The organism is Comamonas sp. 7D-2, from assembly GCF_022749555.1.
Classification (GTDB): domain Bacteria; phylum Pseudomonadota; class Gammaproteobacteria; order Burkholderiales; family Burkholderiaceae_C; genus Comamonas; species Comamonas thiooxydans.
Genome location: NZ_CP094238.1, coordinates 5,209,798 through 5,229,889, shown reverse-complemented (window position 1 = coordinate 5,229,889; position 20,092 = coordinate 5,209,798). Strand labels below are relative to the sequence as shown.

General features: G+C 62.6%; 18 protein-coding genes. 16 read left to right on the top strand and 2 right to left on the bottom strand.

All coding sequences use genetic code 11. The features are described 5' to 3' along the window. Nucleotides 1–113: 113 nt before the first annotated feature. The 16 genes from MPZ60_RS24090 to MPZ60_RS24015 all read left to right on the top strand — a co-directional run bounded on the left by MPZ60_RS24090 (nucleotide 114) and on the right by MPZ60_RS24015 (nucleotide 17,900). Complete coding sequence (locus MPZ60_RS24090) at nucleotides 114–890, top strand: SDR family oxidoreductase (protein WP_034350824.1); 777 nt, start codon at nucleotides 114–116, stop codon at nucleotides 888–890. A gap of 7 nt (nucleotides 891–897) precedes the next feature. Next, entirely contained in the window at nucleotides 898–1,755 is an 858-nt protein-coding gene (locus MPZ60_RS24085) for an IclR family transcriptional regulator (RefSeq protein ID WP_034350821.1), read from the top strand. Further along, the gene (locus MPZ60_RS24080) at nucleotides 1,748–2,548 is read left to right on the top strand and encodes an SDR family oxidoreductase (RefSeq protein ID WP_034350820.1); all 801 of its coding nucleotides are present in this window, start codon (nucleotides 1,748–1,750) and stop codon (nucleotides 2,546–2,548) included. Before MPZ60_RS24085 ends, MPZ60_RS24080 begins: the two co-directional genes overlap by 8 nt. Further along, on the top strand, nucleotides 2,541–4,235 hold the full coding sequence (locus tag MPZ60_RS24075; RefSeq protein ID WP_034351504.1) for a thiamine pyrophosphate-binding protein: 1,695 nt from the start codon (nucleotides 2,541–2,543) through the stop codon (nucleotides 4,233–4,235). The genes MPZ60_RS24080 and MPZ60_RS24075 overlap by 8 nt, the downstream gene beginning before the upstream one ends. Before the next feature lie 11 nt (nucleotides 4,236–4,246). Further along, the gene (locus MPZ60_RS24070; RefSeq protein WP_034350818.1) at nucleotides 4,247–5,722 is read left to right on the top strand and encodes an aldehyde dehydrogenase; all 1,476 of its coding nucleotides are present in this window, start codon (nucleotides 4,247–4,249) and stop codon (nucleotides 5,720–5,722) included. Nucleotides 5,723–5,892: 170 nt separating this feature from the next. Beyond that, a complete protein-coding gene (locus MPZ60_RS24065) occupies nucleotides 5,893–6,852 on the top strand; it encodes a VOC family protein (protein WP_034350816.1) in 960 nt (319 codons plus the stop codon). A 162-nt stretch (nucleotides 6,853–7,014) separates the two neighbouring features. After that, complete coding sequence (locus tag MPZ60_RS24060; RefSeq protein WP_034350813.1) at nucleotides 7,015–7,992, top strand: tripartite tricarboxylate transporter substrate binding protein; 978 nt, start codon at nucleotides 7,015–7,017, stop codon at nucleotides 7,990–7,992. Nucleotides 7,993–8,128: 136 nt separating this feature from the next. After that, complete coding sequence (locus MPZ60_RS24055; RefSeq protein ID WP_034350811.1) at nucleotides 8,129–8,350, top strand: recombinase-like helix-turn-helix domain-containing protein; 222 nt, start codon at nucleotides 8,129–8,131, stop codon at nucleotides 8,348–8,350. A 24-nt stretch (nucleotides 8,351–8,374) separates the two neighbouring features. Then, complete coding sequence (locus MPZ60_RS24050) at nucleotides 8,375–9,400, top strand: aromatic ring-hydroxylating dioxygenase subunit alpha (RefSeq protein WP_034350808.1); 1,026 nt, start codon at nucleotides 8,375–8,377, stop codon at nucleotides 9,398–9,400. Next, nucleotides 9,397–10,356 carry a PDR/VanB family oxidoreductase gene (locus MPZ60_RS24045; RefSeq protein ID WP_034350807.1) on the top strand — a complete coding sequence of 320 codons (960 nt, stop codon included), beginning with the start codon at nucleotides 9,397–9,399 and terminating at the stop codon, nucleotides 10,354–10,356. Before MPZ60_RS24050 ends, MPZ60_RS24045 begins: the two co-directional genes overlap by 4 nt. 197 nt (nucleotides 10,357–10,553) lie before the next feature. Then, complete coding sequence (locus MPZ60_RS24040; RefSeq protein WP_034350805.1) at nucleotides 10,554–11,618, top strand: porin; 1,065 nt, start codon at nucleotides 10,554–10,556, stop codon at nucleotides 11,616–11,618. Nucleotides 11,619–11,769: 151 nt separating this feature from the next. Beyond that, on the top strand, nucleotides 11,770–13,038 hold the full coding sequence (locus MPZ60_RS24035) for an MFS transporter (protein WP_034350802.1): 1,269 nt from the start codon (nucleotides 11,770–11,772) through the stop codon (nucleotides 13,036–13,038). A gap of 767 nt (nucleotides 13,039–13,805) precedes the next feature. Then, nucleotides 13,806–14,750 carry a dihydrodipicolinate synthase family protein gene (locus tag MPZ60_RS24030; protein WP_034350800.1) on the top strand — a complete coding sequence of 315 codons (945 nt, stop codon included), beginning with the start codon at nucleotides 13,806–13,808 and terminating at the stop codon, nucleotides 14,748–14,750. 212 nt (nucleotides 14,751–14,962) lie between these two features. After that, nucleotides 14,963–15,595: a TRAP transporter small permease gene (locus tag MPZ60_RS24025; RefSeq protein WP_034350798.1), complete on the top strand. Its 633-nt coding sequence runs from the start codon at nucleotides 14,963–14,965 to the stop codon at nucleotides 15,593–15,595. Between the two features lies 1 nt (nucleotide 15,596). Beyond that, a complete protein-coding gene (locus MPZ60_RS24020; protein ID WP_034382281.1) occupies nucleotides 15,597–16,862 on the top strand; it encodes a TRAP transporter large permease in 1,266 nt (421 codons plus the stop codon). A 45-nt stretch (nucleotides 16,863–16,907) separates the two neighbouring features. Beyond that, entirely contained in the window at nucleotides 16,908–17,900 is a 993-nt protein-coding gene (locus tag MPZ60_RS24015; protein ID WP_012840222.1) for a TRAP transporter substrate-binding protein, read from the top strand. Nucleotides 17,901–17,978: 78 nt separating this feature from the next. Here MPZ60_RS24015 and MPZ60_RS24010 read toward each other — a convergent pair whose 3' ends face one another. Together MPZ60_RS24010 and MPZ60_RS24005 are read right to left on the bottom strand one after the other, a co-directional pair. Beyond that, nucleotides 17,979–18,689 carry a GntR family transcriptional regulator gene (locus MPZ60_RS24010; protein WP_012840221.1) on the bottom strand — a complete coding sequence of 237 codons (711 nt, stop codon included), beginning with the start codon at nucleotides 18,687–18,689 and terminating at the stop codon, nucleotides 17,979–17,981. A 176-nt stretch (nucleotides 18,690–18,865) separates the two neighbouring features. Continuing rightward, nucleotides 18,866–19,948: an Ldh family oxidoreductase gene (locus MPZ60_RS24005; RefSeq protein WP_242606998.1), complete on the bottom strand. Its 1,083-nt coding sequence runs from the start codon at nucleotides 19,946–19,948 to the stop codon at nucleotides 18,866–18,868. Between the last annotated feature and the right edge of the window lie 144 nt (nucleotides 19,949–20,092).

The following is a 20,092-nucleotide window of genomic DNA, read 5'->3' as shown; positions in this document are numbered from 1 at the left end:
TGGTGTGCTGACTACGGGTTTCTCCGGGTATTGACTCAAAAGAAGCTCACTAAACTGCAGTCTTGTTTCAAGAAAAAAGTGTCATTTCATATTTGAAACAAACAAGGTTTAAGATGACCCTCAACACCATGCCTTCCACCGGTCAGCTCGCTGGGCGCCGGATCCTTGTGACCGGCGCTGCCCGCGGCCTGGGTTTTGCTTTTGCTCAGACGCTGTGCCAACAGGGGGCACAGCTCGTCTTGGCCGATCTGCGCGCCGAATTGCTGAGCGAAGCCGTTGCCAAGCTGCGCGCCATGGGCTTCGAGGCTCACGGCATCGCCTTTGATGCGAGCAACCCGGCCTCCATAGAACAGTGCGCACAGCAGGCCGTGCAGACCCTCGGCGGTCTGGACGGCCTGGTCAACAACGCGGCCGTGACGGACTCCGGCGGCAAGGGCATGGACGACATCGCCCTGGAAAAGTGGGATCAGGTGATGAACGTCAATGTGCGTGGTGTCTGGCTGATGACCCGTGCCTGCCGTGCGGCGCTCAAGGACAGCGGGCGCGGCGCCATCGTCAATCTGGCTTCCGACACCGCCATGTGGGGCGCTCCCAACCTGATGGCCTATGTGGCGAGCAAGGGCGCCGTGATGGCCATGACGCGCTCCATGGCGCGCGAGCTGGGCGCGGATGCCATCACCATCAATGCCGTGGCTCCGGGCCTGGTGCTGGTCGAGGCCACCGAGTACGTGCCTGAGCACCGTCATCGCCTCTACATCGACCAGCGCGCGCTGCAGCGCGAGCAAGGGCCCGAGGATGTCTCGGGTGCCGTGTCCTATCTGCTGTCGGACGGTGCGCGCTTCGTGACGGGGCAGGTGCTGCCCGTCAACGGCGGCTTCGTCATGAACTGAGCGCCCCATGAGCGACAACGACAACGTCTCCGCCGACGGCGGCTCCGACAAGTACATGGTGCCCGCGCTGGAGCGCGGCCTGCGCCTGCTGCAGGAGTTCGGTCGCGGCAACGCCACGCTCGGCGCTCCCGAGCTGGCGCGCCGCCTGCAGCTGCCGCGCGCCACAGTGTTCCGCATGCTCAACACGCTGGAGAGCATGGGCTTTCTGCAGCGCGCCGAGGGCGGCAACGATTACCGGCTGGGCCTGTCCGTGCTGCGCCTGGGCTTCGAGTTCCTGTCCTCCATGGACCTGACCGAGCTGGGCCAGCCCGTGATCGCGCGGCTGTGCGAGGCAATCCGCTTCCCCTGCAACATCGTGGTGCGCGACGGCCGCTACATCGTCTATGTGGCCAAGGTCACGCCGCCGACACCGCTGACCAGCTCGGTGCGCGTGGGCACGCGGCTGCCCGCCCATGCCACGCTGCTGGGTCGCATCCTGTTGGCCGACCTGTCGCTGCCGGAGCTGCGTGCCCTCTATCCCGAAGAGCAACTGGAAGGCCATTCGCCCAATACGCCCAGGACCGTGATCGAGCTCTTCGACCTGGTTCAGTCCGATCGCGAGCGTGGCCATGTGGCCGGTGCGGGCTTCTACGAAAGCTCGATCTCCACCATCGCGGCGCCCGTGCGCGATCACAGCGGTCGAGTCATCGCAGCCCTTGGGGTGACCCTGGCCTCGGCCCAGATCGACCTCGAGCGCCAGACGGAGCTGGTGCCGCGTGTCTGTGCGGCGGCCACCGAACTGTCGGAGCTGCTCAACTACCGGCCGCAATCCAGCGCGCAGGTTCTGTCCATCACTTCAAGGCGCGCAGGAGGCGGCCATGCATGATTTCACACTCGACGCGACGGCCGTCGTCACCGGCGGCTCTTCGGGCATAGGCCTGGCCACGGTGGAGCTGCTGCTGGCCCAGGGCGCACGCGTGGCCCTGTGCGGCCGCAATCCAGAGCGCCTGGAGCAGGCCGTCAAGCAACTGCTGGAGCGCCATCCCGAGGCCAGCGCGCGCCTGTTCGCCCAGGCTTGCGACGTGCTCGATGCCGGGCAGGTGCAGCAGTTCGCCCGCGCCAGCGAAGCGGCTCTGGGCCCGGCTTCCATCCTCATCAACAACGCCGGTCAGGGACGTGTCTCCACCTTCGAGAACACCAGCGACGAAGCCTGGACCGAAGAGCTGCACCTGAAGTTCTTCTCGGTGCTGCATCCCACGCGCGCCTTTCTGCCACAGCTTGAGCGCGGCGAAGGCTCGGCCATCGTCTGTGTGAACTCGCTGCTGGCTTCCCAGCCGGAGCCGCATATGGTCGCGACCTCGGCGGCGCGCGCCGGTCTCAAGAACCTGGTGCGCTCCATGGCCACCGAGTTCGCGCCCAAGGGCGTGCGCGTCAACGGCATCCTGGTCGGCCTCATCGAGTCAGGCCAGTGGCGCCGCCGCTTCGATGCCCGCGAGGACCGCAGCCAGACCTGGGAGCAGTGGAGCGCCGAGCTGGCCTCCAAGAAGTCCATTCCGCTGGGCCGCCTGGGATCACCCGCCGAAGCCGCGCGCGCCATTTTCTATCTCGCCACGCCGTTGTCGTCATACACGACCGGCAGCCATATCGATGTTTCCGGAGGCCTTTCCCGCCATGCCTAACGCAACCCAAATCACCGTCGGCGCCGTCATTGCCGAATTCCTCGAGCACTGCGACGTGAAGGCCGCCTTCGGGGTGATCTCCATCCACAACATGCCCATCCTCGACGCGATGTTTGCACGCGGCAAGGTGCGCTTTGTGATGGCGCGCGGCGAGGCAGGCGCCGGCAATATGGCCGACGCCTGCGCGCGTTCCACCTCCAGCCTGGGCGTGTGCATCACCAGCACCGGCCCGGCTTCGGGCAATATCGCCGGCAGCCTGGTGGAAGCCTATACGGCCGGCACGCCGCTCTTGCATATCACGGGCCAGATCGAGACCCAGTACCTGGACAAGAAGCTGTCGTACATCCACGAGGCACCGGACCAGCTGACCATGCTGAAGTCCGTCTCCAAGGCCGCCTTCCGCGTGCTGAGCGCAGAGACCTGCCTGTCCACGCTCAAGGCTGCGGTGCAGACCGCGATGACGGCCCCCACGGGCCCGGTCAGCGTGGAGATCCCCATCGACATTCAGCAGGCGCTGATAGACATGCCGGCCGATCTGTCGCCGCTGCCGGTGGCTGTGCTGGCACCGAGCGAGACCGCGCTCGATGCACTGGCCGACCAGCTGGCCAAGGCCAGGCGCCCGCTGCTGTGGCTGGGCGGCGGCGCCCGCCATGCCGTTGCCGCAGTGCAGCGCCTCAAAGCCATGGGCTTCGGCATCGTCAGCACCGGCCAGGGCCGCGGTATCGTGCCCGAGGACGATCCCGCATCGCTGGGCGCCTACAACATCCAGAAGCCCGTCGAGGCCTTCTACCAGCGCTGCGACGCCATGCTGGCCGTGGGCACGCGCCTGCGCAGCAACGAGACGCTGAAGTACGAACTCAAGCTGCCGCGCCCGCTGCTGCGCATCGATGTGGACGCCGCTCAGCAGGGCCGCTGCTATATGGATGACGGTTTTGTCTGCGGCGACTCGGCCCTGGCCCTGAACGGCCTGGCCGACCGCCTGGAAGCGCGCGGCTACCGGGCCGATCCCGAGCTGCTGGCCGACCTGCGCCAGGTGCACGACGAAGTCGTGGCCACCATGCGCGACGGCCTGGGCCCTTACAGCGCCCTGGTGCAGCAGCTGCAGCAGGCCGTGGGCCGCAACTTCAACTGGGTGCGTGACGTGACCGTCTCCAACAGCACCTGGGGCAACCGCGAGCTGCGCTTCTTCGAGCCCAACGCAGGTGTGCACGCCACGGGCGGCGGCATCGGCATGGGCATGCCCATGGCCATTGGCGCGGCCATCGGCGCGGCCGAAAGCGGCTCGGGCCGCAAGACGCTGGGCCTGGCCGGCGACGGCGGCTTCATCCTGAACCTGGGCGAGCTCGCCACTCTGGTGCAGGAAGAGTGCGACACCATGATCGTGTTGATGAACGACCAGCGCTATGGCGTGATCCAGAACATCCAGGACGCCTCTTACGGCGGCCGCCGCTGCTATGTGGAGCTGCACACGCCCGACTACGCCCAGCTGTGCGCGTCCATCAAGCTGCCCCATGCCCGCGTGAGCCATCTCGACGAGCTGCCTGCGGTGCTGGAAGGCGCCTGGGGCAAGAAGGGGCCATTCCTGCTCGAGATCGACATGCGCGCCATCGGCAGCTTCAAGACCACGTTCTCGGGCCCGCCTGTGAACAAGCTGGACCAGATCCCGGCCACCACCAAGGCTCAGTGAGGAGTTCCACCATGTCCAAGCTAGAACTGCTTCCCATCAATATCGCCGGCGAATGGCGTCTTGGCGGCGGCGACGAATCCGCCACGCTGTACCCCGCGACCGGCGAGGTGGTGGGCCGCCTGCGCGCCCCCAGCCTGGCCGATGTGCAAGAGGCCATCCAGAAGGCCGACCAGGCCTTTCGCACCAGCGGCTGGGCCCAGAAAAAGCCCCATGAACGCGCCGCCGTGCTGCACCGCGTGGCCCAACTGATCCGCGAACGCGCCGAGCCCCTGGCCCAGCTGCAGCGCCTCGATAACGGCAAGCCCATCAGCGAGACGCGCGCCCTGGTGGCCAGCGCCGCCGGCACCTTCCAGTTCTTCGCTGCGGCCTGCGAGACCATGGAAGAGACCATCACGCCGTCGCGTGGCGACTTCATGACCATGAGCGTCTACGAGCCCATGGGCGTGGTCGCGGCCATCACGCCGTGGAATTCGCCCATCGCCAGCGAGGCGCAAAAGCTCGCTCCCGCGCTGGCCGCAGGCAATGCCGTGGTCGTCAAGCCCGCCGAAGCCACGCCGCTGCTGGCGCTGGAGCTGGCCCGCATCTGCGAAGAGGCCGGCGTGCCCAAGGGCATCGTCAGCGTGCTGCCCGGCCGCGGCTCGGTGATCGGCGACGCCATCACCAAGCACCCGCTGGTCAAGCGTGTGTCCTTCACGGGTGGCACTTCCACCGGCAAGCACATCGCCCGCATCGCAGCCGACAAGATGATGCCCGTCTCGCTGGAGCTGGGCGGCAAGTCGGCCACGATGGTGCTGGAAGACGCCGACCTCGACCATGCCGTCAACGGCGTGCTCTACGGCATCTTCAGCTCCTCGGGCGAGTCCTGCATCGCCGGTTCGCGCTTGTTCGTGGCGAGGAAGCTCTATGGCGACTTCATGGAGCGCCTCACGGCCAAGGCCGCCGCCTTGCGCGTGGGCGATCCGGCAGACGAGCGCACCCAGATGGGCCCGCTGATCACCGCCAAGCACCGCGAATCCATCGAGAGCTATGTGCAGCTGGGCCTGTCCGAAGGCGGTCAGCTGCGCACCGGCGGTCACCGCCCCGAGGGCGCGCTGTACGAGCGCGGCTACTACTACCGCCCGACCATCCTCGAAGGCGTGAACAACAACGACCAGATCTGCCAGCAGGAGATCTTCGGCCCCGTGCTCGTGGCCATGCCCTTCGACGACGAAGAGGCCTTGCTGGAGCAGGCCAACGACAGCGTCTACGCGCTGGCCGCCGGCATCTGGACGCGCGACTACAAGGCCGCGTGGCGCATCGGCCGCGCGGTGCAGGCCGGCACCGTGTGGATCAACACCTACAAGCAGTTCTCGATCTCCACACCGTTCGGTGGCTGGCGCGATAGCGGCCTGGGCCGCGAGAAGGGGCGGCTGGGCATACAGCAGTACATGGAGCAGAAGAGCCTGTACTGGGGACTGAACGCAAACCCACTGGCTTGGGCAAATTGAGATGAAACACCCCCTGAGTCGCTTCGCGCCTTCCCCCTCTCTCGCTGCGCGGGAGGGGGACGACACCTTCGCTGCGGGGCGGCCCTTGCTCGGCGTCCGCCGATGGGTCGCGCCGGTTGCAGGCGATGTGGGCAGCGCATGGCGCGTGATCGGGTAAAGAAAGGATTTTTATGAGCGTACTGGGCATTGACGAAATCAGCTACGGCGCCGACGACCTCGCGGCCTGCCGCCAGTTCTTCCTCGACTGGGGCCTGAGCCTGGCCGAGGAGCAGGCCGACCGGCTGGTGTTCGAGACACTGAACGGCTGCCGCGTGATCGTGGCCGCCACCAATCACCCCGATCTGCCGCCCGCCATCGAAGCCGGCCCCACGCTGCGCGAAGTGGTCTGGGGAGTGGAAAGCGAAGCCGACCTGGCTTTGTATGCAGATCGCATCCGCGCGCTTCCAGGCTTCGTCCAGGGCAATGGCCGCATCGGCTGCACCGACCCCAACGGCCTGGCCGTGCGCCTGCAGCTCACGCAAAAGCGCGATGTGCAGATGCAAAGTGCCGAGTACAACACCTGGGACCGCAAGGGTCGCATCAACCAGGCCAGCCCGGCCTACGAGCGCGCCCAGCCCATCGAGGTCGGCCATGTGGTGTTCTTCGTCAAGGACGTGCAGGCCTGCGAGCGCTTCTATGTGGAGAACTTCGGCTTTGCGGCCTCGGACCGCTATCCCGAGCGAGGCGCTTTTCTGCGCACCGCGCCCGATGGCGGCCACCACGACATCTTTTTGCTGCAGCGCCCCGACAAGCATGCGGGCCTGAACCATGTTGCCTTCACCGTGCGCGACATCCACGAGGTCTTCGGCGGCGGCATGCATATCTCGCGCTGCGGCTGGGACACCCAGCTCGGCCCGGGTCGCCACCCCGTGTCCTCGGCCTATTTCTGGTACTTCAAGAACCCGGCCGGCGCCCTGGTCGAGTACTACGCCGACGAGGACCAACTGACAGCCGACTGGCAGCCGCGCGAGTTCGAGCCCGGCCCGACGGTGTTTGCCGAATGGGCCATCGACGGCGGCCTCGACGGCAATACGCGGCGCCAAAAGGGCGTGGGCGCTGCCGACGGCAAGTTCCTGACCGACAAGAAATGAAACACCCTCTGAGTCGCTTCGCGCCTTCCCCCTCTCTCGCTGCGCGGGAGGGGGACAACACCCTCGCTGCGGGGCGGCCCTTGCTCGGTGTCTCTGATGTGAGCGAATTCACCAGATCCTCTGGCTGGCTAGAGGCTTAACCACAACCCCACGGGCTATTTCATGAAAAACATTCGTCGCCAGGTAGTTATCTCTGCTGCATTGCTGGCTGCAGCCCAGATGTCCGGTTCCGCGCTGGCGCAAGCTTATCCGAGCAAGCCCATCACCATCGTCGTGGCCTATCCGGCCGGCGGCGATACCGATGCCATGGCGCGCCTGTATGCAGAGAAGCTGGGCCAGCGACTGGGCCAGCCCGTGGTGGTGGACAACCGGCCAGGTGCCAGCGGCACCATCGGCACCGTGCATGTGGCCAAGGCCGCACCCGACGGCTATACCTTGCTGCTGGCGCCCAATACCTTTGCCATCGCCCAGTTCGTGCTCAAGACCAACGCGGGTTCGAGCTACGACGTGCTCGGCGGCTTCACGCCCATCGTGCAGACCAGCGTGCAGCCCATGTTCGTGGCTGCCAGCCAGGGCTCGGGCATCAAGGACATCAAGACCCTGGCGAGCCAGGGCAAGCGCGACGGCCTGACCTATGCCAGCCCGGGCAGCGGCTCGCCCATGCACATCTTGGGCGAGATGTTCAACAAGGCCGCAGGCACCAAGCTGTCCCACATTCCCTACAAGGGCGTGGCGCCCGCAGTCAACGACCTGATCGGCGGCCATGTGCCCACGACCTTCATGACCTGGGGCCCCATCGCGCCCTACGCAGGCGGCAAGGTCAATGTGCTGGCCGTGGCCGATGCCCAGCGCAGCCCGCTGGCACCGAATGTGCCCACGCTGGCCGAGCAGGGCGTCAAGGATGTGGAAGTGTCGGCCTGGCAAGGCCTGTTCGGTCCCAAGGGCATGAAGCCCGAGACCGTCAAGCTGCTGAACACCCACCTCAATGAAATTCTGAGGATGCCGGACGTGGTTGCCAAGATGGCGGCCTTCGGCGCCCTGCCTGCGGGCGGCGAGCCGGCACGTCTGGAAAAGACCAATGCTGCCGACTACAACCGCTTCGGCAAGCTTATCAAGGACCTGGATATCCGGGCCGACTAAATGATCACCCCCCTGAGTCGCTTCGCGCCTTCCCTTTGCACGGCGCCCCCAAGGGGGACGAGACCCTCGGTGTGGGGCGGCACTCAGGGCAATGAAGCAGAACCACGATTCAAGACAGTTTTCGAAGGAGAGAACCATGGCCGCTGATCGATATCTCGAGCCGCATCAGGCGCGCGAGCGCGCCTCCACCCTGTTTGAGGACCTGCTGGGCGACTCCATTGAGCGTGCCTTTGGCGAGGGCGTGCAGACGCTGCCCGAGCTGGTGGTCTACATCAACCGCAGCGGCCCCGCCGGCGAGAACGGCGAGCCCTGGACCGAAGACAGCTTTCAGGCGCTGATGGCCCGTCTGGGCTATTGAGACAGAACAGGACAGGAGTACCCCATGAACGTACAAACCATCACCATCGATCCGGTGGACCGTTTGCTCAACACGGGTCTGAAGAACCTCTGGTATGCGGTCTGCCCTTCGGATTTCGTCAAGACCGAGCCCATCTCGCTGCGCCGCTTCGGCCGCAAGATCGCGCTGTGGCGCGACGCTGCCGGCCAGGTCCATGCGCTGGAAGACCATTGCCCGCACCGCGGCGCACCGCTGTCCCAGGGCGTGATCCTGGGCGACCGCCTGGCCTGCCCCTACCACGGCGTGGAAGTGCGCTGCGACGGCACGGTGACCAAGGTGCCTGGCAGCCCCGGCTGCAAGCTCGAAGGCTCGCGCGCCGCGCTGGCTTTCCATGTGCGCGAGATGCATGGTGCGATCTTTCTCTACAACAGCGACAAGCATGTGGACGAGGCGCCCGAGTTCAGCCTGCCCGAGGAACTGAGCTCGCCCGAGTACTCGAACTTCCTGTGCTATGCCGAGTGGCGCAGCGACTACCGCTACGCGCTGGACAACGTCATGGACCCCATGCACGGCACTTTCCTGCACAAGCAGTCGCACTCCATGGCCGAGGGCGACAGCAAGGCCAGCTTCCAGGTGCGTGACACCGATCACGGCTTTGTGTTCGAGAAGGTCGGCCAGCGCGGCGTGAACTTCGACTGGACCGAATACGGCGAAACCGGCGCGCAGTGGATGCGCCTGGAGATTCCCTATCCCAAGACCGGCGGCCCCGGCGGCAACTTTGCCATCGTGGCCTGTGTCACGCCCATCAGCGCCGACCTGTGCGCCGTGTTCTTCTGGCGTGCGCGCAAGGTGCAGGGCTGGATGCGCGATACCTGGCGCTTCCTCTACCGCAACCGCCTCGAGGCACGCCACTGGGCCGTGCTGGAGCAGGACCGCATCATGATGGAGCAGATGGAAGCCGACGCCAACGAGCGCGAGAATCTCTACCAGCATGACATCGGCCTGGTGCGCCTGCGTCGCCACCTGCGTCGCCAGGCCCAGGAACAGATCGACGAAGGCATCGCATCATGAGCAACAGCTTGCAGGCCTTTGTGCACACGCTGCGCTTCGAGGCCCAGGACACCATCAGCGTGGAGCTGCGCCCGGTCGATGGCGGCGAGTTCCCGGCCTTTACGGCCGGCTCGCACATCGATCTGCACCTGCCCAACGGGCTGGTGCGCAGCTATTCCCTGTCCAACGACAGCAGCGAGCGCCACCGCTACGTGGTCGGCGTGCTGCGCGACCGCGCCAGCCGCGGTGGCTCGCGCTGCGTGCACGAGTCGCTGCGCGTGGGCATGCCCATCACCATCTCCGAGCCGCGCAACCACTTCGCACTCGACGAGACAGCGACGCATTCGGTGCTGGTGGCCGGTGGCATAGGCATCACGCCCATGCTGTGCATGGCACGCCGGCTCAAGGCCCAGGGACATTCGTTCGAGATGCTGTACTTTGCGCGCGAGCGCAAGAGCGCGGCCTTCCTCGATGAGCTCACGGCATTGGGCATGCCGCTGCACCTGCACTTCGATGCCGAGGCGGGCGGGCCGCCCGACCTGAAGGCATTGCTGGCGCAGCGCGCACCCGATGCGGGCCTGCACCACTATTCCTGCGGCCCGACGCCCATGCTCGATGCTTTCGAGAAGTTCTGCGCCGAGCTCGGCCATGCCAACGCCCACATTGAGCGTTTCACGCCGGTGGAAGTCAAGGCCGCGTCCGATGCGCGCAGCAACTACACGGTGGAGCTCAAGCGCAGCGGCCGCTTTATCGAGATCACGCCCGATAAGTCCCTGCTGGACACGCTGCTGGACGCCGGTGTCGATGTGGACCACAGCTGCTGCGAAGGGGTCTGCGGCTCCTGCGAGACCCGCGTGCTGGAAGGTGTGCCCGACCACCGCGACTCGGTGCTCAGCCCCAAGGAGCGCGCCGCCAACAAGGTCATGATGGTCTGCGTCTCCGGCTGCAAGAGCGAGCGTTTAGTTCTGGATATATGACGCTCCGGGGTACGTGTCGTACCGGTGCTTCCCTGCTCGCTGCGCGAGTGAGGTGGCACCTTCGGTGCGACGCGACCGGCCCGGGCCCTTGCTCGGTATCCCTTGGCCGCGCCATGTTGAATTGACCAGCGCAGCACCGGACCAGCCACTGAAAAAAAAGCCACCGTCCCAAACCACCTCTTAGAGGAGACAAAACCATGAAATCCATCCATACGCCGGCCCTCGGCGTGGCGCTAGCCTGTCTGGCGTCTTTGCCCGGTGCCGCTTCGGCACAGTCCAAGGTCGAGCTTTTCGGCGTCGTCGACGTCGGCGTGGCTCGTCTGGACGGCTCGGGCGCTTCCAAGACCGGCCTTTCCACAGGCGGTGCCAACATCAGCCGTCTGGGCTTTCGAGGCACAGAGGACCTGGGCGGCGGCCTGAAGGCGGGATTCTGGCTCGAGGCCGGCCTGGATGTGGATAGCGGCGCTGGCAAGGCCACGGGCGGCGGTCTGAGCTTCAACCGCCGCTCCACAGTCAGCCTGATGGGCAACTGGGGCGAGGTGCGCCTGGGGCGCGATGATTCGGCCACCTTTCTGAACACGCTGATCTTCGATCCCTTCCTGACCAACGGCGTTGGCGGCACGGGTGCCTTCACCATGCTGGGCATTCCGGGCATCCCTTCGACTGGCGGTGCGCCCATACAGATCAGCAATGCGGTGAGCTATTTCCTGCCCCAGAACCTGGGTGGCTTCTACGGCCAGGCACAGCTGGCATTCGGCGAGCAGCCCAGCGGTGCTCCCAACAAGCGCGAGGGCGACTACCGTGGCCTGCGCCTGGGTTACCGCCAGGGCGCTTTCAATGGTGCGCTGGCCACGGGCCGGCTCTACGGCAATACCAGTGACACCAATCTGACGGCGAACAATGTGGGCCTGTCCTACGACTTCGGCGTGGCCAAGCCCATGCTGCTGTGGGCCTCGGAAAAACGCGGCCCCACCAAGATCACGGCCGTGCAGCTGGGCGTGACGGCTCCCGTGGGCAATGGCGAGGCCCGTGCCTCCTTTGGCCACTACAACCTGTCTGGCAGCAATGCGGACTGGAACAAGATCAGCGTGGGCTATGGCTACAACCTATCCAAGCGCACCCAGGTCTACGGCACTTATGCCTTCCTGAAGAACAAGGGCTCGGCGGCGAAGTCCATCGGCGTGCAGGGGCTGAGCGCTCCCGGTACCACGCCGGGCGGCAACTCCAATGGCCTGGAACTGGGCATCCGCCACTTCTTCTGATCCTGCCCCGCAGGGCCGGCCTTGGCCGGCCCCGGGGTTTCGGCGGCAGCACGGCTGCCGAACCGCGCGCCCGCCAGGACGTGCGCCCTGGCGGGGCCGGCGGGTGCCGGTCCCGGCTTTTTTCTCTCTCAACGTTAGCCGGACTCCTGTCATGAAAGACTCACGCTCGTTGCGCTGGTGGGGCGTGGTCACGCTGTTCGTGATCGTCGCCATTTCCTACGTGGACCGGATCAATATCTCGGTCCTCATCACCGATCACGACTTTCTGTCGCACATCGGTCTCACACCCGACGATCGAACGCGTCAGGGGCTGCTGGCCACGGCCTTCATGGTCGGCTACGGTGTTTCGTCCTTTGTGCTCACGCCGTTCTGCGCGGCGCTGTTCGGCGTGCGCCGCAGCCTGTTTGCCGGCTTGCTGCTATGGGGTGTGGTGACCTTTCTGTCGCCGGCCATGAACAGCTACGGGCTGCTGCTGGCATCGCGCATTCTGCTGGGCGTGTCCGAGGGGCCGCTGTTCTCCCTGGCCGGCAGCTACATCAAGGCGCATTTCGAGAGCCGCGAGAACGGCAAACCCAACTCCCTGGTCAATATGGGCACCGGACTGGGCCTGGCGGTGGGCTATCCCTTCGTCGGCTACCTGGTAGTGGGCCACAACTGGGAGACCTCGTTCCATGTGCTGGGCCTGATCAACGTGCTGCTGGGCGTTCCCCTGGTCTGGGCCTTTGTGCGCATGCCCAAGGTGGAGACCGGCATGCCCAAGCCCCAGTCGCCGGGCGAGGCCGTGGGTCAGGTCGGCCAGATCGTGCGCGGAGCCATGCACACGCGCTATCTGTGGTTGATCACCATTCTCACTGCGGCATTTCTGTCCTATCTCTGGGGCAGCAGCAACTGGCTGCCCGCCTATCTCAAGGAGTCGCGCGGCTTTTCCATGCGCGAGATGGGCTGGCTGGCCTCGCTGCCGCAATATGCGAGCGTGGCGGCGGTCTTCGCGGGCGGCATGATCATCGACCGCATCGCGCGCCGGCAGGTGCCGCTGATCTTTGTCTTCGGCAGCTTGGGCGTGGCGATTGCAGTGTGGCTGGCCATCCATATGGAAGACCGCTATGCGGCGGCCTATTGCCTGATTGCCGCCAACTTCTGCTGGGGACTGATGAGCCCGGCCATCCCCAGCACCGTGCAGCACTGCGCGCGGCCCGAGCATGTGGCCAGCGCCTATGGCGTGGTCAACGGCGCGGGCAGTCTGGTCGCGGGCTTCATGCCGGCCATCATGGGTGCTGTGATAGGCGCGCTGTCGGCACGCGGCGGCGTGAGTGCGGGATTCTTTGCGGGCTTCGCGGCGCTGATAGGCACGCAGGTGATCGTGATGCTCTGCGGCATCGTGCTCTGGGTGCGCGAGCGCGGTGAGGGTAGTGCAGCATAAGCTACCCTCAGGCTGTTTAGTGGAAGCAGTCTCAGACCATCCTGACTTATGCATCTGTGATGCTGCTCAGACGATAGCTTCTGCAGTGCCGTGACCTTGTCTCTGCGACCTGTGGATTTTCAGTCCTGGGCCTGCGCTTGACTTCATCCCCGCTTGCATGGGGGGCTGAGGTGGACCGCGTCAATGCACTTGGTACTTGGTGCTGGCAGACTGGAGCTGCGGTAATGAGCGATGGCGAACATCGCATTCAGCGCGTCCGCGACTATGTGGAACAAACGCACGAACTCATCGAACTGGGATGCAAGAGGCAGTCCCGTCGCCATGCGACCGGGACCAGCGCAAAGCTGCCTCCATGAGCGGTTTGTGTGCCATACAACGATCACCTGTGCATCCTGACCCCGGCGCAGCGCCAGCGTGGCCCGGCGCCGGGTTTGACCGCAGCGCCGGGCAGTAACTGAAGGCGGTGCTTCTGCCGCGGTGGGGTCATGGTCGCAAGCGGACCGCTGCCTGGATGCAACGGGAGGGCGGTGGCGATCTCGGCGAGGTATCCAGGAGAACCCTATTGCACAACGCCTAAGAACTACTTAGTCTTCGTTTCTGAATATTTCAAATATATTTACAGTCTATTTAAAGACGAAGTATTTCACCGCTCATCTGGATTCCGTGCGCTGATGCAGCGAGCGTTATCCCAACAAACGGTTTCGTGCAACGGACTTGCGCGGAACTGAAGGCGGTGTTCTTAGGTGGTTTTTTACAAGGGTAGTTTTATGGAAACGAACATCTTTACCGGCACCATTCCTGCACTCATGACTCCATGCACCGCACAAGGCACGCCAGATTACGACGCGCTGGTCGCCATGGGCAAAGAGCTCATGGCCGCAGGCATGAGCGCTGTTGTGTACTGCGGATCCATGGGGGATTGGCCTCTTTTAACGGCAGAGCAACGCCAAGAGGGCGTGGCCAGGCTGGTGGCCGCAGGTATCCCGACTATTGTGGGGACCGGCGCGGTGAACTCGAAGGAAGCCGTGGCTCATGCCGCCCACGCTGCGAAAGTGGGGGCACAGGGGTTGATGGTGATTCCTCGGGTGTTGTCGCGCGGCACTTCCCTGGCTGCGCAGAAAGCCCACTTCACTGCTATTTTGGAAGCCGCCCCGAAGCTGCCGGCCGTGATCTACAACAGCCCACACTACGGCTTTGCAACTCGCGCCGACATGTTCTTCGAGCTGCGCGCCAAGTACTCCAACCTGATCGGCTTCAAGGAGTTTGGTGGTGCAGAAGGCCTGCGCTATGCCGCTGAGCACATCACCTCGAAGGACAACGACGTCACATTGATGGCGGGTGTCGACACCCAGGTGTTCTATGGTTTTGTGAATTGCGGTGCTACGGGTTGCATTACGGGCATTGGCAATGCACTACCCAAGGAAGTTCTGCTCCTGGTTGAGCTGAGCAAAAAAGCAGCCCAGGGAGATGTCGTTGCTCGGCGTCAAGCTCAGGAGTTGGATGCTGCACTGGCCGTGCTGTCGTCCTTTGACGAAGGCACGGATCTGGTTCTGTACTACAAGCACCTGCTGGTCCTCAACGGCAAGAAGGAGTACACGCTGCACTTCAATGCAAGCGATGTATTGACCGACCCGCAACGCCGGTATGCCGAATCCCAGTATCAACTCTTTCGCAACTGGTATGCCGCCTGGTCCAAGGGTCTGAGTCATTGATCCAGCGTGAGTCAGCTCCCCGTGGGGAGCTTTTTTTGGGGCATCGATCCAGATCGGAAGCTTGCATCTTCCAGAAACCAGGGTTAGCAGTTTCGCCGGGTTTCCAGGCAAACACCTATTGGATCAATTGAAAAAACTTCTAATATATTTAATATATTTTTGAGATGTATTCAATCTTCTGCGACTCATTTCGTCAAATCTAAAGAACCTATATGGACGATACAACCCGACCCGCTACCGCCATCAAGCAGCCGCCATGGATTGTGCGCTGGGTGCTGGATGCCTCTGATGCGCTGCTGCGCATAGAACGGTGGTTGCTCACCTTCGCGATGTGTTTTCTGACCGCACTCATTTTGCTCAATGTGGTGACACGCTACAGCGGCATGCCGCTGTACTGGGTGGATGAAGCGGCGGTGTACACCGTGGTCTGGCTCACCTTCATCGGTGCTTCGGTCATGACGCGCCTGCGACTGGATTTTGCGGTGACGATGCTCACCGATAAGCTGAGTCCTCGCAACGCGCGGCGTGCCAAGGTGATTGCCACGGTCGGAGTGCTGTTTTTTTCTTTGGCGCTCTTTGCGATGTGCTGGCGTTGGATGGATCCCATTGGTATTGCCAGCAAGGGGTTTGATGCCAAGGAATACGCGGCGGAGTCGTTTAACTTTCTCTATACCGAACACACCCAGACGCTGGAGTGGCCGGTCTGGGTGCTGCAACTGATCATGCCGATCTTCGCAGTCTGTATGAGCCTGCATGCACTTGCCAACCTGTTGGAAGACATGAGCCTCGCACCCAAGCGCCAGCACCCTGGCTTTGCGGCAACCAACCCAGACGCGGTGAACTGACATGCTGACCTCCATTTTCTTCATCGCAATCATGATGGTGGGTGTTCCCATCGGCCTCTGTCTTTGCCTTTCGGGGATTTTTTATATCTACAACACCGAGAACACGGTGTTGCTGCAGTCCTTTCCTTCCCAGATGTTCGGGGGGGTGGACAGCTATGGCCTGATTGCCATACCGCTCTTTATCTTGATCGGTGAGGTCATGAACAGCGGCGGCATTACACGCCGACTGGTGGACTTGTCGATGGCGTTCGTGGGCTCCATCAAGGGCGGGCTTGCCTATGTGAATATCCTGGCCAACATGCTGGTGTCATCCATCATTGGCTCCGCAACGGCGCAGGTGGCCATCATGTCGCAGGTGATGGTGCCGGAGATGGAGAAGCAAGGCTATGACAAGACCTTTGCTGCAGGCCTGACCGTGTATGGCGGCATGCTGGGTCCGATCATTCCGCCGTCGGTGATGTTTGTGGTCTACAGCGTGCTGGCCCAGGTCGCGGTGGGCGATATGCTGATCGCAGGCATATTGCCAGGTGTTCTGTTGACGGTGCTGTTCTTTGCAGTCATTGCCTGTATGGGCGTGATCTACAACTATCCACGAAGCCCCAAGCGAACCTTGCTCGAACGGGCCAAGACCGTGCTGGTTTCCAGCCCGACACTGTTGATTCCGCTGGTCATTGTGGGTTCCATCCTCACCGGCTTCGCCAACCCCACGGAGGCTGCCGCTGTGGGTGCGATCAGCGCAGTGTTGGTCGGTCGCTATGTGACCCGTGAATTCAAATACTCAGACCTGGGCGCGATCATGCTGCGTTCGGGCATCTACTCGGCCATTGTGCTGTTTCTGGTTGCAGCAGCGGCAGTGTTCTCGTGGTTGTTGATATACGGCAAGGTGCCTCAGATGGTCGCTGCCTGGGTGCAGACCGTGGCGCATGACCCGATTACCTTCCTGCTGCTGGTCAACGTGATTTTGCTGGTCATTGGCACGGTGATCGACGGGATTCCCGGCTTGATCATGACCGCGCCGATTCTTCTGCCCATCGCCACCGAGATCTACCACATCGATCCCCGCCACTTTGGAGTGGTGATCGTCATCAACCTGGTGCTGGGATTGATGACGCCGCCGGTGGGGCTGAGCTTCTTCGTGGCTGCAGCGGTCACTGGTGCCAAGCCGGGTCCCATGTTCATCGTCACGTTGCCATTCTTCATCATCAGTTGCGTGGCACTTGTCATGCTCTCGCTGTTCCCCAGCTTGTCGTTGGGCTTGCTGAACTGATCCGATTCTTCGCCCTGCTTCGCCTTTCCCTCTACGGAGTTTTTCATGACACTCAATCGACGCCACTTTCTTCAGACCACGGCTGTTGCCGCTGCTCCACTGGCCTTTGTGACGCCTTCGCGTGCGGCTGCGGCCAAGGAACTGCGCTTAGGCGTCATCACGCCTGCTGGGCATTCGTGGAACCGCGCGGCGGTGCAGTTTGGAGAAGCTTTGGCGAAAGAAACCAATGGCAGGCTCAAGGTGACTGTCTTTCATTCGGGTCAATTGGGTAATGAGTCGGCCATGATGCAGCAGCTGCAATCGGGTGCGCTGGACATGGGGTGGATTCAGGCGGCAGAGCTGGGAACGCGTGTTCCGAGCGTAGCCTCGATCAACGCGCCATATCTTGTCCGATCCACTGCTGCTGTAGCGAAGCTGGTCAAGACGCCTGCAGCCTTGAAATTGCTGGATGTGCTGCCGCGCGAAACCGGCTGCATCGGTTTGGGCTGGGGCATCACCGGCATGCGTGTGGTGTTCTCGAACAAGGAGATCAAGACGCCCAATGACCTCAAGGGTATGAAGCTGCGTATTAATCCGACGCCGGTTTACCGTGACTTCTACCAGTATTTCGGCGCAGCGCCGACTCCCATTCCCACACCTGCTGTGTTCGATGCCATGACCAATGGGCAAGTGGATGGACTCGAGGCGGATATAGAGCTCTCTTGGAGCCAGCGCTTTGACAAGGTGTCGAAACTGATGATGCCCATGAACGCGCTGTTCATGCCTGTGGCACCACTGTTCTCGGGTCGTATCTGGGCTACGCTGGATGGGAAGGACCGTGACCTGATTCGCCAATTGACCAGCCAAGCCTTGGACGGCCAGATCAACGATATCGTGACGACAGAGGTTGGCCTGCTGGAGAAACTCAAGAAGGAGTCGATTGTCATTCGCGATATCAATGCCTTTGACAATAAACCTGCTATTGATGCCTTCGACAAGATCTGGCTGCCCAAAGCGCCTCAGATTGCAGAACTGCGCGCGGTGGGAGCCAAGCTCTGATTGATGATCGGGGGGCGCCGATTGGGAGGCGCCATGAATATGCACAGCAGGCCGCTCCCCTTGGGAGCGGCCTGCTGTTTAGCTTTCGATAATGCGTCTGGCAAAAGCTTCCAGATAGTCCATCAGGCGGTTGGCGCCGGTAATGGCAGCCGCTTCATCCCCGGTAGAGATACCCTGAGCCAGCTCCAGATGAGCAAGTGCGCCTTCAAGGATATCGCCTTCATGCTGGTAGGCATACCAAAAACGTCTGCACTGCACGATCAGAGGCGTGACGCTTTTGACTGCTGAACGGTTGCGGCTGGCAGTATGGATGATGGCATCGAGCGCATGATCCTCATGCATGTACTCTTCCAGGTTGCCGCGCTTGGCTGCAGCGACCATCTGCTTGGCACATTGGAGGATATCTTTGCGCTGCTGCACCGAGGCTCGCCGGGCAGCGCAAGCCGCCAACAGATTCTCCAGAACCCTGCGTGTCTGGATGACGTCCAGGTGCTCTGCCAGATCGATGTTGGAAACCAGTAGTCCGCGGCGCGGTTGCTGGACGATCAAGTCGATGGAGATCATGCGCAGCAATGCCTCGCGCACAGGCGTCCGGCCCATGCCCGTGCGCTCTGCCAACTCCGCCTCCACGATGGGACTTCCAGGCTCAAGTTGCATGGTCGACAGCATGGTTTCAATGGCGTCGTAGGCAAGGTCTGCAGCACGGCGCTTCACCGTAGGCAAAGTCTTGGTTTTTGTTGCAGCGGCTTTTACACGTGCAGCTGGAGATTTCTTGGAAGTTGGCATCAAAAAAGCGTGCTGGCGCCATCGTGTCGCAAGAGCAGAGATGGCGGGGTTCTGATTATATTGATCCGATATTTAGAATACATCATGGGCTTGGTGCTTGGCGCAGCCTGTGACAAAACTCTTTATCTGGATTCTTTCTCCTCAGCAGAGGCGAAGCATGCGAGCATGTTCTCATGAGCCTAGTTCAACAACTGCTGGATGTCACGCAGCAAGGGCTCGGGGATCTGCACATATCCATTGGCTAGACTGCGGCTTCTTGCGGTAAAGCGGCGTTGGGAAGGAAGGCGCGCCCCTTGGCCGGTAATACTCTCGAACAGCTTTTCAGCACGTTGACGCTCTTCGATGAAATTGCCCGGGCTGAAAAATTGGGGATCAAATGCGATAACGATTTCCCCATGACAAGGGGTTGCACCGGCACCGTCGTCGATGCGCAGTGATTCAGCACTGGTCATGTCGCCAATCAATGGCCCGGCCAGCAGCTCGATCATGGTCGACAGGGCAGAGCCTTTGTAGCCGCCAAAAGTCAGCATGGCGCCTTGTTGGAGTACGGTTGTGGCATCGGTACTTGGTAAGCCTTCGGCGTCGACCCCCCAGCCTTCGGGCAGTGCGCGACCGCTTCTTTGGTAGAGCTCAATTTCACCGCGGGCCACTGCGCTGGTCGCAAAGTCAAAAATGTAGGGGTGTGCACCGACCCTGGGCCAACCAAAGGCGATAGGGTTGGTTCCGAAAACAGGTCGGCTTCCGCCCGCAGGGGCCACCCAGGAATGGCTGGGAGTCATGGCTAAGGCAGCAACGCCATGCTCGACCAAGGCTTCGATTTCGGGCCACAAGGCTGAGAAGTGATAGCAGTTGTTGATGGCCAAGGCTGCGATCCCGGTTGTCCGGACCTTCCCGAGCAGTACTTTGCTGCCCACCTCGAAAGCGAGTTGTGAAAAGCCGCGCTGTGCATCGACTGCGACGACGCCAGGTCCGCGGTCGCTGATGATGGGTATGGCATCGCGCACGACAGCGCCATGCTGGAGCGTGCGAGCGCACGATAGAACCCGGTACATGCCATGCGAATGGCACTCGTCGCGCTCTCCCGCTGTGATCACGCGCGCAATGGCCTGCGCATGTTCAGCAGACAGGCCGAGGTGGGTAAATACGCGATAGGCCAGGTTGTGCACCTCATCCAGCGTCAGCGCAGTGTGGCCTGGTTTCGATGCGGTTGTTTGAGCACTTTGGCCAGGGTGGTTCAGGTCGATGTTTGGCATGAGTTCCATGGCGTGCTCCTGTGCTTGGTTATGGACTGCTTGTTGACGTGCCCTGGTTGCGCGGAATGGCAAAGAAGCCTGTCAAGATTGATGGGAAATTTTCTAAGGATAATTCAAATATATTAACAAGATACTTTATGATTTTCAAAGGCA